Origin of the sequence: Chishuiella changwenlii, assembly GCF_900142565.1 — a bacterium.
GTDB lineage: Bacteria > Bacteroidota > Bacteroidia > Flavobacteriales > Weeksellaceae > Empedobacter > Empedobacter changwenlii.
Genome location: NZ_FRBH01000012.1, coordinates 56,777 through 72,234 on the forward strand (window position 1 = coordinate 56,777; position 15,458 = coordinate 72,234).

The following is a 15,458-nucleotide window of genomic DNA, read 5'->3' on the forward strand; positions in this document are numbered from 1 at the left end:
ATAACTATGTCAAAAATTAAAATTGGAATCAACGGATTCGGGAGAATTGGTAGCCTAGTATTTGGGGTTGCTATAGAGAGAGAAGATATTGAAATTGTAGGTATCAACGATTTAGTAGATGTTGATTATTTAGCTTACATGTTAAAATATGATTCTGTTCACGGGAAATTTGAAGGTGAAGTAAAAGTAGAAAACGGAAATTTAGTTGTTAATGGACAAACTATTAGAGTTACTGCTGAAAGAGACCCTGCAAATTTAAAATGGGATGAAATTGGAGCTGATATCGTTGTTGAAGCTACAGGATTATTCTTAACAAAAGAAACTGCTGGTAAACACATTGAAGCTGGAGCTAAAAAAGTTGTTTTAACAGGACCATCTAAAGATGATACTCCTATGTTTGTAATGGGTGTTAATCACGATAAAGTAACTGCTGCAGATACTATCGTTTCTAACGCTTCTTGTACTACAAACTGTTTAGCACCTTTAGCTAAAGTTATTCATGAAAACTTCGGAATCGAAGAAGCTTTAATGACAACTGTACACGCTACAACTGCAACTCAAAAAACTGTTGATGGACCTTCTGCAAAAGATTGGAGAGGTGGTAGAAGTGCAATGGTAAACATCATTCCTTCTTCTACAGGAGCTGCTAAAGCTGTAGGAAAAGTTATTCCAGAATTAAATGGAAAATTAACTGGAATGTCTTTCCGTGTTCCTACTGTAGATGTTTCTGTTGTTGATTTAACTGTAAAATTATCAAAAGAAACGAACTACGACGAAATCAAAAAAGTTATGCGTGAAGCTGCTGAAGGAGATTTAAAAGGAATCGTTGGTTACACAGAAGATGCTGTTGTTTCTCAAGACTTCGTTGGTGATACAAGAACAAGTATATTTGATGCTGAAGCAGGTATTATGTTAAACCCTACTTTCGTTAAATTAGTTGCTTGGTACGACAATGAAATTGGATACTCAAACAAAGTTGTTGATTTAGTTCAACACATCTCAAAAATCTAATACAAATTAGTTTTTAATAATATTAAGCTGTTTCAAAATTTTGGAACAGCTTTTTTATTTCTTCTATTATAATTTCATTCTACAATTTACTTTGCACACTTTACTTTATACTTTATACTTTGTACTCTATACTTTTTACTTTATACATTTTACTTTGTACATCTTACTTCAAAATAAATATATTAAAAACTACTTTAAAAAACTCTAAAACAACACATTAACAAGCATTTATATTGAATAAAAAATTTTATTGGTGTTTTATGTACAATATTAAAAATGTTTTTATATTTTTACAAAACGTCAAAAAGATAAGTTTTTAGACTACAAAATGTAATCGATTACATAAATCCTTAATTTAAAATTATGACAAATTCAGAATTTAGATACGCCCATCATCCAAATGATGTAAAAAAATACACAACAGAAGAACTTAGAGAACAATTTCTAATTCCAGATATTTTCTTAAAGGATCAAATCAAATTAGTTTACTCTATGTACGATCGTTTAATTGTTGGAGGAGTTTTTCCATCGTCTAAAGCATTAACATTAGAACCAACAGACGATTTAAAAGCTGAATATTTTTTAGAGCGTAGAGAATTAGGAATTATTAACGTTGGTGGAAAAGGAAAAGTTACCGTAGATGGAACTGTTTACGAATTAGGTAACAAAGAAGCTTTATACATTGGTAAAGGAAGTAAAGAAGTTATTTTTGATAAAGTAGATAACGAACAACCCTACTTTTATATTAACTCTGCTCCTGCTCATCATACATATCCAACAAAAAAAGTAACTAAAGCTGAAGCTGAGATTGTAGAATTAGGAGAAACAAAATATTCTAATAAAAGAACAATTAATAAGCTTTTAGTAAACAGTGTATTAGAAACTTGTCAGTTACAAATGGGAATGACAGAATTGCACGAAGGTAGCGTATGGAATACCATGCCTGCGCATACACATGAAAGACGAATGGAGGCTTATTTCTATTTTGATTTAGAGGAAGGGCAAACAGTTAGTCATTTTATGGGACAACCAGAAGAAACTCGTCATATTTTTATGACCAATCATCAAGCTGTACTTTCTCCAGAATGGTCTATCCATTCAGGAGCAGGAACTTCAAATTATACTTTTATTTGGGGAATGGCAGGAGAAAATATGGATTACGGTGATATGGATGGTGTAAAAACAAACGAATTAAAGTAAGCGATATGAATTTATTTGATCTTACAGGAAAAGTTGCCTTAATAACTGGAGGAACTCATGGTTTAGGAATGGCAATGGCAGAAGGTTTAGCTTCTGCTGGTGCAGAATTAGTAATTACAAGCACTACTCCATCAAAATTAGAAGAAGCATTAGCTCATTATACACAAAAAGGCTATAAAGCATCAGGTTATATTTTTGATGTAACTGATGAAAAACTGGCTGCCGAAAAAGTTGCTGAAATAGAACAAAAGCATCAAAAAATTGATATTCTAGTAAATAATGCAGGAATTATTAAGCGTGTTTTAGCAGTCGATATGCCTGTTGAAGATTTTCGTAAGGTAATTGATGTTGATTTGGTTGGTCCTTTTATCATGTCTCAATTAGTTGTAAAAGGCATGATAAAAAGAAAGGCTGGAAAAATTATCAATATATGTTCTATGATGAGCGAACTTGGTCGTGATAATGTTTCGGCTTATGCTTCTGCAAAAGGTGGACTTAAAATGTTAACAAGAAATTTAGCTACAGAATGGGCTAAACACAATATACAAGTTAATGGAATTGGTCCTGGATATTTTGCGACATCACAAACGGAACCTATACGCGTTGATGGAAATCCTTTCAATGAGTTTATCATCAGTCGTACGCCAACAGGAAGATGGGGAAATCCAGAAGATTTAGCTGGAACAACAATTTTCTTAGCTTCTGAGGCTAGTAATTTCATCAATGGACAAATTATTTATGTTGATGGTGGAATTTTAGCTACAATAGGTAAACCTTCTAACGAATAAAAAAAATCACAAATTAATATGAAATCTTTTATAACAGATACATTTTTACTACAAAATAAATATGCAGAAGAACTGTACTTTAACTATGCAGAAAAACTTCCTATTATAGATTATCACAATCATTTACCTCCGAAGGATATTGCAGAAAACCGTGTTTTTGAAAACATTTCAAAAGTATGGATTGCTGGAGATCACTACAAATGGAGAGCAATGAGAACTATGGGTATAAACGAAAGATTTATTACTGGAGATGCTACAGATCAAGAAAAATTTGAAGCTTGGGCAAAAACAGTTCCTCATACGCTACGTAATCCATTGTACCATTGGACACATTTAGAACTAAAAAGATATTTTGGTATTGATGAGTTATTAAATGAAAAAAATGCGACTGAAATCTATCAAAATACTTCTCAACAATTACAACAAGCAGATAAATCTTGTCAAGGATTATTAAGTTTGGTAAATGCTGAAACTGTTTGTACGACAGAAGATCCTACTGATAATTTAGAGTATCACAAAGCATTACAAAATGATTCTTTTAAAACAAAAGTAAGTACTGCTTTTCGTCCAGATAAGGCTATTTTGATCGAAAATGATGATTACAATGCTTATATAGAAAAACTTGGTGAAACTGCTGGTATCGAAATTAAATCTTACAAGGATTTAACTGATGCTTTGTACAATAGAATTGAATACTTTAATGCAATCGGTTGCAAAGTATGTGATCACGGATTAAACTACATTTCTTATGAAGAATTTACAGATGCAGAAATCAAGAATATTTTTGATAAGAAAAGAAATGGAGATGTATTAACTGCAAAAGAGATTGAGCAATTTAAAACAGCTATACTCCTATTCTTAGGAGAAACTTATCATCAGTTTAAGTGGATTCAACAATTTCACTTAGGCGCGCTTAGAAATAATAATGCTAGAATGCATAGAGTTTTAGGTCCTGATACTGGTTGGGATTCAATTGGAGATTTTAAACAAGCTGCAAACTTATCTAAATTTTTAAATCGTTTAGATGGAAATGATAAGCTAACAAAAACAATTATCTACAATTTAAATCCTGCTGATAACGAAATTTTTGCAACAATGATTGGAAATTTCAATGATGGTAGTGTAAAAGGTAAAGTTCAATTTGGTTCTGGTTGGTGGTTTTTAGATCAAAAAGATGGAATGATAAAACAAATGAACGCCTTATCTAATATGGGACTTATAAGTTGTTTTATTGGAATGTTAACGGACTCTAGAAGTTTCTTATCTTTCCCTAGACACGAATATTTCCGTAGAGTATTATGTAATCTTTTTGGAGAAGAAATGCAAAATGGTGAATTACCAAATGATTTTGAATTAGTTGGAAAAACAATTTCAGATATTTGTTACCATAACGCAAAAGAATATTTTGAATTTTAAGAAATCCTATGAGCAATAAAATTTTGACTTTTGGAGAAGTAATGATGAGAATATCACCTTCAAACAATAAAACTTTACAACAAAGCAAAGAAGTAGAATTTTTCTTTGGAGGAACAGAAATGAATGTTGCTGCTTCGCTATCTACATTTGGATGCGATGTAAAGCATATAACAAACGTTTCGAATGATTTTGTAGGTGATTCAGCTATTTCTTACATGAAAAGTCTTGGAATTAATATTTCTCAAGTCAATAAAAACGAACATCCTCTAGGACTATATTTTTTAGAGGTTGGTTCTGCTGTTCGTCCAAGTAGAATTGCTTACAATAGATTAAATGGTTCATTTGCCAATATCAACCCAAATGATATTGATTGGAATGCTGCTTTACAAGATTGCGAATATTTTCATTGGACTGGAATTACGCCAGGAATTTCAGAAAATGCTTATTTAGCACTTAAACAGGGATTAGAAATCGCAAAGGAAAAAGGAATCAATATTACAACAGATCCTGCGTATAGAAGCAACCTTTGGAATTACGGTAAAAAAGGACAAGAAGTTTTAAAAGAATTAGTTGGTCTTTCAACTATTTTTATTGGAGGTGTAAATGAAATAAATGAAATTTTAGGAACTCAATTCTCTTCAGATAAAGATGGTTTTATTGAGGCTTCAAAAACATTACTAAATACCACTCCTTCTATCCAAAAAGTTTTTGATAAAGTTAGAATCGGTAAAGATGCAAGTAATCAATTAACAAAAGGACGCGCTTGGGTTGATAATCAATACATTGAAACAACAGAAATTGAAGTTAATCAAGTGGTAGATAGAATTGGAACTGGAGATGCTTTTGCGGCAGGTTTAATTTATGGATTGATGCATTTCGATTATCAAAAAGCATTAGATTTTTCGAATGCCGCTTGTGCCTTAAAACATACAATTTTAGGCGATGTAAACTTAGCTTCTGTAGCAGATGTATTAGAAGTGGTTAATGGAAATTTAGGAGGAAGAATAAAAAGATAAAAATGGCAAGATTTACAAGAATAGAAGTTGCTTTAAAAGCAAAAGAAACAGGAATTGTTCCCGTTTTTTATCATCAAGATGTAGAAATCTGTAAAAATATTTTGAAAGCTTGTTACGAAGGTGGAGTTCGTATTTTCGAATTCACGAATCGTGGAGATTTCGCTCACGAAGTTTTTGCTGAATTAACAAAATTTGCTGCAAAGGAGCTTCCTGAAATGATTTTAGGGATTGGATCTATTTTAGACGCTCCTACTGCATCTTTATACATACAATTAGGTGCTAACTTTATTGTTGCTCCTTCACTTAATCCTGAAGTTGCTAAAGTTTGTAATAGAAGAAAAATTTCTTGGATGCCAGGATGTGGATCTGTTTCAGAAATATCATATGCAGAGGAACTAGGTGCAGAAGTTGTAAAAATATTCCCTGCTACACAAGTTGGTGGACCAGATTTTATAAAAGCTGTAAAAGGACCAATGCCTTGGACTAATATAATGCCTACTGGTGGAGTAAATGCGACTGAAGAAAGCTTAAAAGAATGGATTTCTGCTGGTGCATATTGTGTTGGCTTAGGCTCTCAATTATTTACAAAAGAGCCAGATGGTAATTTTAATTATCCTCAAATAAAACAAACTGTAAAACAATCAATTGAATATATAAAAACAATAAGATGAAATAAAACTTAACTCAATACTCAAAACCACACACAAAAATTTAACACGAAAAAATGAGAAACAATATGACTCTTAAACCAAGTAGTTTTAGATGGACTATTTGTAGTTTATTATTTATTGCTACGACTATTAACTATTTAGATCGACAAGTTCTATCATTAACTTGGAAAGATTATTTAGTTCCTGAATTTCATTGGAATAATAACGATTATGGAAATATAACTGCTTTATTTTCTATATTTTATGCAGTAAGTATGTTATTTGCTGGTCGATTTATAGATAAAATGGGAACAAAAAAAGGTTTTCTATATGCGATTGCAATCTGGTCTATCGGAGCTTGTTTACACGCGTTTTGCGGAATTGCAACTTCTGGATGGATCACTGGAGACTGGTTCGTTAGCTTTGCAGAAGCAAAAGATACCTTAGAGAAAGTGAGTAATGTATCGCTTGTAATATCTACAAGTGTAACCTTATTTATTTTTGCTCGATTAATCTTAGCAATTGGTGAGGCTGGAAATTTTCCTGGAGCTATAAAAGCAACAGCAGAATATTTTCCTAAAAAAGACAGAGCCTTAGCAACTAGTATTTTTAATGCTGGTGCAACTGTCGGAGCATTAGCTGCTCCACTTACTATTCCATTCATTGCAAAATCTATGGGATGGGAAATGGCATTTATTATTATTGGAGGATTAGGATTTGTATGGATGGGATTTTGGATTTTCATCTATCAAAAACCAGAAGATCATCCAAAAGTAAATGAAGCTGAATTACAATATATTCAACAAGATGAAGAAGTTACAGAAAATGCAATCAAAGTTGAAGAAAGAAAATTAACATTCAAAGAATGTTTTCAATACAAACAAACATGGGCTTTTGCTTTCGGAAAATTTATGACAGATGGTGTTTGGTGGTTCTATTTATTTTGGACACCAGCTTACTTAAGTTCTGTTTATAATATGGACAGTACACAAAGTTCTATTCCATTATTTGTATTATACATGATTACATTATTGTCTATTATTGGAGGTTGGTTACCAAAATATTTTGTAGATAAATTAAAAATGAATCCTTACGCTGGTCGTATGCGTGCCATGTTAATTTTCGCTTTTTTCCCTTTATTAGCAATCGTCGCACAACCATTAGGAGCTACAACATTCTGGATTCCTGTACTTATTATTGGTATAGCTGGTGCAGCGCATCAGGCTTGGTCTGCTAATATTTTTTCTACAGTTAGTGATATGTTTCCTAAAAGTGCAGTTGCTACAATTGTTGGAATTGGAGGAATGGCTGGTGGAATAGGTTCATTTATCATTAATAAATCATCGGGTGTTTTATTTGATTATTCGCACAAAGCATGGACAACAATAGATGGAATTCCATTATTAGAAAAATTTCCACAATATAGTACAGAACGAATGCCAGAAGATTTACTAACTAATTTAGAAAAATCTGGAGCAATCGTAGTAGACGGAATAGACAAAGGTTATATGATTATTTTTACTGTTTGCGGTATAGCATATTTAACAGCATGGATTGTCATGAAGCTTTTAGTTCCGAAATATAAAGTCATCAAATAACAATTTTAAATTGAATAAATTGGAAATTAATTTAACAAGAGAAATAATAAATAGTAAAGAAGAACTTCCTATAAAAGTTATACAATTTGGAGGAGGAAATTTTATGCGCGCTTTTACAGACTATGTAATTGATAAACTGAATAAAGATGCCAATTTTAATGCAGGAATCGCCAATATAAAAGTTACTCCTTCAGGAAGTTCGTTTAATACTTTCGAAGAACAAGATAATTTATATACTTTATTTACAAGAGGTATAAAAAAAGGACAAACAATTGAGCATAAACAGATTATTTCTGCTATCCAAAAATCAATTAATCCGTACGAAGATTATCAAAGTTTTATAGATTTAGCTAAAGAAGAAGAATTACAATTCATTTTTTCTAATACAACAGAGGCTGGAATTGTTTTCGATGATTCTGAAAATGAATTAGGAAATAATGTTCACAAAAATTTCCCTGCAAAAGTAACTGCTCTTTTATACAAAAGATTTCAGCATTTTAATGGAAATCCGGAAAAAGGTTTAACTATTATTCCGTGCGAATTAATTGAAAATAATGCAATTATTTTAAAAGGATATATTTTAGATTATGCAAAACTATGGAAGCTAGAGCCAGAGTTTTCTACTTGGATAGAGAATTCAAATTCATTTCATAATACATTAGTTGATCGTATTGTTCCTGGATTTCCGAAAGATGATCTAATAAACTATACCAATCAATTAGATTACAAAGACGAATTAATAGTTGTTGCAGAAGCATTTTTGTTTTGGGCAATTGAAGGAAATAAAGATTTATTAGATAAAATACCGTTTAACGAAGCGAATGAACAAATACTTGTTGTAAATGATATTCAGCCTTATCGCTTGTCTAAAGTGAGAATTTTAAATGGTGCACATACAGCAATGGTTCCTTTTTCTATTATGTTGGGAATTGATACTGTTAAAAATGCAATCGATAACACTATTTCTGGTAACTTTGTAAAAGAAATTGTTTACAATGAGATAATCCCCATTTTAAACTTGCCAAAAGCAGAACTAGAAGAATATGCGGAAGATGTTTTTGATCGATTTAGAAATCCATTCATTAAGCATCATTTATCAAGTATTGCATTAAATTCAATTTCAAAATTTAAAGTTCGTGTACTACCAACTTTATTAGAATATGTAGAAAAATTCAATCAATTACCAAAAAATATCACCTTTGCATTTGCTTGTTTATTACGCTTTTACAAAGGAAATTGGAACAATGAAGTTTTACCTGTGAATGATGATATAGAAATTACTAATGAGTTTGAAAAAATATGGAAATCAACTAATTACAATGAAATTTCTACATTAATTTTGCAAAATAAAACGTTTTGGGATCAAGATCTTACAAAAGTAGAAAACTTAGTAGACGAGATTTCGAAAGCATTAGAATTAATTGATAAACAAGGAATTGAAAAAGCATATTCAATTTATCTTCAATCATAATATGACAATTATATGCAAAAGAAAGCACTAAAAGTAAATCCAACAGACAATGTAATTGTTGCGTTGGTAGATTTATCGGCGAATGAGAAAATTGTTGTTGAAGATTTAGAGTTTACTATTTTAAAAGATACTAAAGCAAAACACAAATTTGCTTCTGTAGATTTAGAGGAGGGTGATTCTATTTACATGTACGGTGTTATTGTAGGAAGAGCTCTTTACCCTATTAAAAAAGGAGAAGTTATTACAACTGAAAACGTAAAACATAAAAGTGCAAAAGTTGAAGGTAAAACCGAAACAACTTCTTGGACAGCTCCTAATATAGATAAATGGATAGACAAAACATTTATGGGCTACCACCGTCCAGATGGACAAGTTGGTACAGAAAATATTTGGTTGGTTTTTCCTTTAGTTTTTTGTGAAAATAGAAATGTTGAAACATTAAAAGACATTTTCGAAAAGGAATTATTATTTGATAAACCTTCTAAACATCAATTGTTATTACGTTCGTTAATTAATGATAATACCGAAACTGTAGAAACAAATGAAGTTGAAGATTACCGCGTTTTTAAAAACATCGATGTAAAATTCATTACACATCAAGGTGGATGCGGAGGAATTAGACAAGATGCAGAAGCATTAGGAAGATTATTAGCTGGTTATGTAAATAATCCGAATGTTGCTGGTGCAACTGTTTTAAGCTTAGGTTGTCAAAATTTACAGATTGATATTTTCAAAAAAGCATTAGAAAAAATTAGCCCAAATAATCAGAAACCAATTGTGATATATGAGCAACAAAAATCTGGAACTGTTGATGAAATGCTAAATGGAATTATTAAAGATTCTTACGAAGCAATTAAACAGGCAAACGAGATTGAACGCAAGCCTGCTCCTATTTCAAAATTAGTACTTGGATTAGAATGTGGAGGATCTGATGGTTTCTCTGGAATTTCTGCTAATCCAACATTAGGAAGATTATCAGATTTAATGGCAGCTATCGGTGGAGCAACAATTTTATCAGAATTCCCAGAATTATGTGGAGTTGAACAAGAATTGGTAAATAGATGTGTCGAAGAAAAAGACGCAGAACGTTTTTTACAATTAATGAAAGATTTTGAAGATTCTGTTATTGCTGCTGGTTCTAGTTTTGATATGAATCCTTCTCCTGGAAATATAAAAGATGGATTAATTACAGATGCTATGAAATCTGCTGGTGCAGCTAAAAAAGGAGGATCATCTCCTATTCAAGATGTATTAGATTTTACAGAATATATACACAAACCTGGTTTAAATTTATTGTGTACACCAGGAAATGATGTTGAATGTACAACTGCTTTAGTTGGATCAGGTTCAAATATTGTTTTATTCACAACTGGTTTAGGAACACCAACTGGTAATCCAGTTGCTCCAGTAATTAAAATTTCATCTAATAATGCATTGGTTGAAAAAATGCCTGACATCATTGATTTTAATACCGGTGAAATAATCACAGGAAAAAAATCAATTGATGAAACAGCAGATGAATTATTGGAATTTATTATAAAAGTAGCAAGTGGAGATATAAAAACTAAAGCTCAATTATTAAATCAAAACGATTTTATTCCCTGGAAAAGAGGAGTTTCTCTTTAATTTATTTTCGTTTAGATGATTCTCGAATATAAAGTTGAGGATTTAGAACTACCTTTTTTTCTATGCTTATCCCTGAAAAATTTTCGTTGATGTATTCCAAAAATACTTGAGCGGAAATTTTTCCCATTATATCAGGAGTCTGATCAACAGAACTAATAGGCAATTCCATATACTGTGTAAAAGGTTCATTACTAAAACCAATTACAGTAACATCTTGTGGAATACGGATATTATTATTTCTTAATTCCTGACAAACACCTAAAGCTGCATAATCACTAGCAGAAAATATAGCATCTGGAGGTGAAGCAAGTTTCCATAATTTTTTAGTTGCTTCTATTCCATCTTCAACAGAACTTTCAATTGGAATTACATAATCTTTATTCAATAAAATTCCATTGTCTTTCAAAGCATCTAAATATCCATTGTATCTGTTTTGATAGATTTCTAATCTTAAGTCACCTAATAAATGACATACTTTTCGACAACCTTGTTCTATAAGATGTTCAGTAGCTAAATAACCAGCTTTATAATCATCTATTACAACGGTACTTATTCCAGCAATATCTTTCTTTCTATCAAAAAATATAATTGGAGTTTTGCTTTTTGCATTTTCTATATGCTTTGTATCTTCTGTTGTTTTAGAAACAGACATAAAAATCCCATCCACTTGTGCATTTAATAATGTACTAAGTTGCTTCTTTTCTAAATTAACATCTTCGTGACTTTGACATATAATAACATGATAGCCATGAGGCGTTAACTCCTCTTCTATTCCACGAATTACAGACGAAAAAAAACTGCTGTTAATATATGGTACAATAATTCCTACACGGTTGGTCTTCCCACTTTTTAAAGATTGTGCTAAAGTATTCTGAATATAATTTAATTCTTTAGCCGCACTTAACACAAGTTCCTTTGTCTTTTGGCTAATTTTAGGATGATTGTTTAATGCTCTAGAAACTGTAGCAGCACTGATATTAAGTTTTTTAGAAATGTCGTAAATCGTAACACTTTTTTTCATAGGTATAATCGAATATTAATTTTCAATCTGTGCAAAGATACTTTAAATATAATTCAACAAATCTTATTGTATTTTGTACACACTAATATATAAAAAATTTGGACTAAAATTACATTTGTAATCGATTACAAATGTAATTTTAATGTAATCAATAACTTCAATAAATCTAATAATAATAACCAATAATTAACATTAAAGCTATTTGCGAAGCACTAAACCCTACCAATATCTATTATATATAATTAAATAACAGATACTTAAGTTATTTAGTTTTTTTTTAACTTTTTTTAATATATCGTTTTTATTTTAAAAAATATTTTATATTTTAGTGTCCTCTGTACACCTAATTATTTTAATCTTTGCAATCGATTACATAATCGATAACTATTAACACATAATATAATAAACGATTTATAAAATGAGGATGTCTAAAATTAAACTATTATCGCTACTTCTTCTTCCTGTTGCAAGTTTTGCACAAGAAGAAATGGTTGTTACAGGTAATATTACTTCTGCTAGTGGATCACCATTAGTTGGAGTTGAAATTTTTGTAGATGGAACAGCTTACGAAACTTTTACTGATGAAAATGGTCATTATGAACTAAATGTTCCTGATAATGCCACATTAACTATACTCTACGATGGTTTTCAAAAGCAACTTATACCTGTAAATAAAAATGGTTTAATAGATATACAATTAATAGAATCTGTTACGGATCATCAAGATTTAAATGAAGTTGTTGTTGTAGGATATACTTCAGTTTCTAGAGATGAATTAACAGGTGCTGTTGCAAGTATTAATTCTGATCAGATTAAAGATATGGCAGTTAATTCTGCTGCCGAAGCAATACAAGGTCGTTTAGCTGGTGTACAAGTTGGTATTTCCGAAGGTTCACCTGGAGCAGATATTAGTATTAGAGTAAGAGGTGGTACATCTATTACACAAGATAATAGTCCATTATATATAGTAGATGGAATACAAGTAGAAAATGCCTTATCTATATTATCTCCACAAGAAATTGCATCTATAGATGTTTTAAAAGATGCCGCTTCAACTGCTATTTATGGTGCTCGTGGTGCCAATGGTGTAATTTTAATTACAACAAAAAGTGGATTTAATTTACCTACACAAATATCATATACTAACTATACGGGTTATAGAGAGATACAAAATAAATTAGATGTAATGTCTCCGTATGAATTCGTAAGAAATCAATACGAACTATATAATATTGCTGGCGATCAACAATCTGCTGATGCTTTTAGAAATAGATACGGTGAATTCCGTGATATGGACATTTACAAAAGTATGCAGCCAAAAGATTGGCAAAAAGAAGTTTTTGGAAGAAAAGCATTTTCTCAGAATCACAATATTTCTGTTGTTGGTGGAAATAAAACAACAGATTATAGTTTAAATTTAAATTATCTGAACGAAGATGGTATTATGATTACTTCTGGTTACAGAAGGCATCTTGCCAACTTTAAAATGAACACTAAAGTTAGTGACAAAGTAAAAGTTGGAATTAATTTTAGATATAGTAAAGATGTTGTTACAGGTTCTGGAACTTCTAATACTGGTTCACAAAGTAATAATAAATTAAGAAATACCGTTAGGTATCAACCTTTTGCAGGAGCAGGAAATGAGTCGTTTGTCGATTTCTTTGATCCTGATTATTTTGCTCAAACTAATCTTACTAGCCCTGTTTTACTTACAAATAATGAGTTTAGAGAAGATGAAAGACAAAATATTTTAATGAATGGATATTTTGAATGGCAAATTGTAAAAGGTTTAACTTTTAAAACTGTACTTGGTTATGTACAAAGTGATCGTCAAGATAATTTCTTTTATGGTAATATAACTAATGTTGCTCGCGCAAATGCTAATTTACCAGTAATTGATTTAAGAGGTTCTAGAAGTAAACGTATTTCAAGTACAAATACATTACAATACTCACCAAAATTAGGTTCATTACACAAATTAAATGTAATGGTTGGGCAAGAGATTGTAAAAACGGATGGTGATACAGACAGAGTTTATGTAAAATGGTTACCAAAAAATATTAGTCCACAACAAGCGTTTGCAAATATTCAGAGTGCTGTTCCTCCTACTGGTATGGTTCAGGATCCTGTTTCTACTGCTGTAACAGTAGATCGTTTAGCTTCTTTCTTCGGTCAGGCAAATTATGCTTACGATAAAAAGTATATGTTAACGTTAACATTACGTGCAGATGGATCTAGTGTTTTTGCACCAGATAATAGATGGGGATACTTCCCTTCTGCTTCTTTCGCTTGGAACATGAGCAGAGAGAGTTTTATGAAAGATTCTTCTTGGATTAACGAATTAAAACTACGTTTAAGCTACGGTACATCTGGTAACAATAGAATAGAGCCATTTTTATACAGTACATTCTTTAACAGTTCTAGTAACTGGGGTTACTCGTTTGATAATGCTGTTGTTCCTGGTTTAGCTCCAAATGAGCGTTTAGCGAATGCGAGTACTAAATGGGAAAGAACAATATCTAAAAATATTGGTTTAGACTATAGTTTCTTTGATAAAAGAATTTATGGTTCTATAGATGCCTATATTACAAATACAAAAGATTTATTGTTATTAGCTAAAATTCCACAAACTGGAGGTTACGAATTTCAATATCAGAATTCTGGAGAAACAGAAAACAAAGGAATCGAATTCTCTTTAGGTGCTGATATCATTAGAGAAGGTAATTTTAAATGGACAGCTAATTTTAATGTATCTCACAATAGAAATATTATAAAGTCTCTAGGTAAAGATGTTACTGGAGAAGGATTAGAGTATTATTACCAATCTTCTGGTTGGGTAAATAGTATTCAAGATTTTAAAGTTGAAGTAGGAAAACCTATTGGTCAATTTTATGGATACGTAACAGATGGATGGTACAAAGTAGAAGATTTTGATTACAACCCAGCAAATCAACAATACACATTAAAACCTGGTATAGCGAGTAGCTCTGCTGCTGCATTAGGTTCTAAGGCAGTAAAACCTGGAGATTTAAAATTAAAAGATCTTAATGGTGATGGAATTATCGATGATAATGATAAAAAAGTATTGGGTAATTCTCAACCTAAATTTTATGGAGGTATTAATCAACAATTTCAATATAAAAACATCGATTTAAGTTTATTCTTTACTTTCTCTGTAGGAAATAAAGTGTATAACGCAAATAGAATGGAATTTACAACTCACTTTCAATACAAAGACAATAATATGTTGAAAGAGGTTGCTGGAGCATGGAGAAATTTTGATAACAACGGAAACAGAGTAACAGATCCTACACAATTGGCTGCAATGAATGAAAGTGCAACATTTTGGTCTCCATCTACTGGTAACTATATTTTACATTCTTATGCAATCGAAGATGGTTCTTATTTAAAACTTAGCAACCTTACTGTTGGTTATTCTTTACCACAAGACATGTTAGCAAAAACTAAGTTCATTAGTAAATTTAGAGTATATGCAACTGTAAATAATTTATTTACAATTACAGGTTATTCAGGATATGATCCAGAAGCAAATACAAGAAGAACAAGTCCTCTTACACCAGGTGTAGATTATGCGGCTTATCCTAGAAGTAGATTCTTCTTGGCTGGAATTAATGTTACTTTCTAATCTTTCAAATTAAAA

11 protein-coding genes are annotated in these 15,458 nt (G+C 31.1%); 10 read left to right on the forward strand and 1 reads right to left on the reverse strand.

Annotation, left to right across the window (positions count from 1 at the left end):
* Window positions 1–6: 6 nt before the first annotated feature.
* From gap to BUA86_RS14290, 9 genes are all read left to right on the forward strand, one after another.
* Window positions 7–1,011 (forward strand): type I glyceraldehyde-3-phosphate dehydrogenase, encoded by a 1,005-nt coding sequence (gene gap, locus BUA86_RS14250; protein WP_072933784.1) that lies wholly within the window; start codon window positions 7–9, stop codon window positions 1,009–1,011.
* A 363-nt stretch (window positions 1,012–1,374) separates the two neighbouring features.
* Complete coding sequence (gene kduI / locus BUA86_RS14255) at window positions 1,375–2,211, forward strand: 5-dehydro-4-deoxy-D-glucuronate isomerase (RefSeq protein ID WP_072933785.1); 837 nt, start codon at window positions 1,375–1,377, stop codon at window positions 2,209–2,211.
* A 5-nt stretch (window positions 2,212–2,216) separates the two neighbouring features.
* Window positions 2,217–2,999, forward strand: a complete 783-nt coding sequence (locus BUA86_RS14260) for a gluconate 5-dehydrogenase (protein ID WP_072933787.1) — start codon at window positions 2,217–2,219, stop codon at window positions 2,997–2,999.
* An 18-nt stretch (window positions 3,000–3,017) separates the two neighbouring features.
* Window positions 3,018–4,415 (forward strand): glucuronate isomerase, encoded by a 1,398-nt coding sequence (uxaC, locus tag BUA86_RS14265; protein WP_072933789.1) that lies wholly within the window; start codon window positions 3,018–3,020, stop codon window positions 4,413–4,415.
* Between the two features lie 8 nt (window positions 4,416–4,423).
* A complete protein-coding gene (locus BUA86_RS14270; protein WP_072933790.1) occupies window positions 4,424–5,431 on the forward strand; it encodes a sugar kinase in 1,008 nt (335 codons plus the stop codon).
* A 2-nt stretch (window positions 5,432–5,433) separates the two neighbouring features.
* Entirely contained in the window at window positions 5,434–6,102 is a 669-nt protein-coding gene (locus BUA86_RS14275; protein ID WP_072933792.1) for a bifunctional 4-hydroxy-2-oxoglutarate aldolase/2-dehydro-3-deoxy-phosphogluconate aldolase, read from the forward strand.
* Window positions 6,103–6,155: 53 nt separating this feature from the next.
* On the forward strand, window positions 6,156–7,679 hold the full coding sequence (locus BUA86_RS14280; protein WP_072933794.1) for an MFS transporter: 1,524 nt from the start codon (window positions 6,156–6,158) through the stop codon (window positions 7,677–7,679).
* Between the two features lie 19 nt (window positions 7,680–7,698).
* Window positions 7,699–9,150 (forward strand): tagaturonate reductase, encoded by a 1,452-nt coding sequence (locus BUA86_RS14285; RefSeq protein WP_083580391.1) that lies wholly within the window; start codon window positions 7,699–7,701, stop codon window positions 9,148–9,150.
* A gap of 12 nt (window positions 9,151–9,162) precedes the next feature.
* A complete protein-coding gene (locus BUA86_RS14290; RefSeq protein WP_072933796.1) occupies window positions 9,163–10,776 on the forward strand; it encodes a UxaA family hydrolase in 1,614 nt (537 codons plus the stop codon).
* A gap of 1 nt (window position 10,777) precedes the next feature.
* Here the strand turns inward: BUA86_RS14290 and BUA86_RS14295 are convergent, their stop codons facing one another.
* A complete protein-coding gene (locus BUA86_RS14295; protein WP_072933797.1) occupies window positions 10,778–11,797 on the reverse strand; it encodes a LacI family DNA-binding transcriptional regulator in 1,020 nt (339 codons plus the stop codon).
* Between the two features lie 424 nt (window positions 11,798–12,221).
* Between BUA86_RS14295 and BUA86_RS14300 the strand changes: the two genes are divergently transcribed.
* A complete protein-coding gene (locus BUA86_RS14300; protein WP_072933799.1) occupies window positions 12,222–15,443 on the forward strand; it encodes a SusC/RagA family TonB-linked outer membrane protein in 3,222 nt (1,073 codons plus the stop codon).
* The last annotated feature ends 15 nt before the right edge of the window (window positions 15,444–15,458 follow it).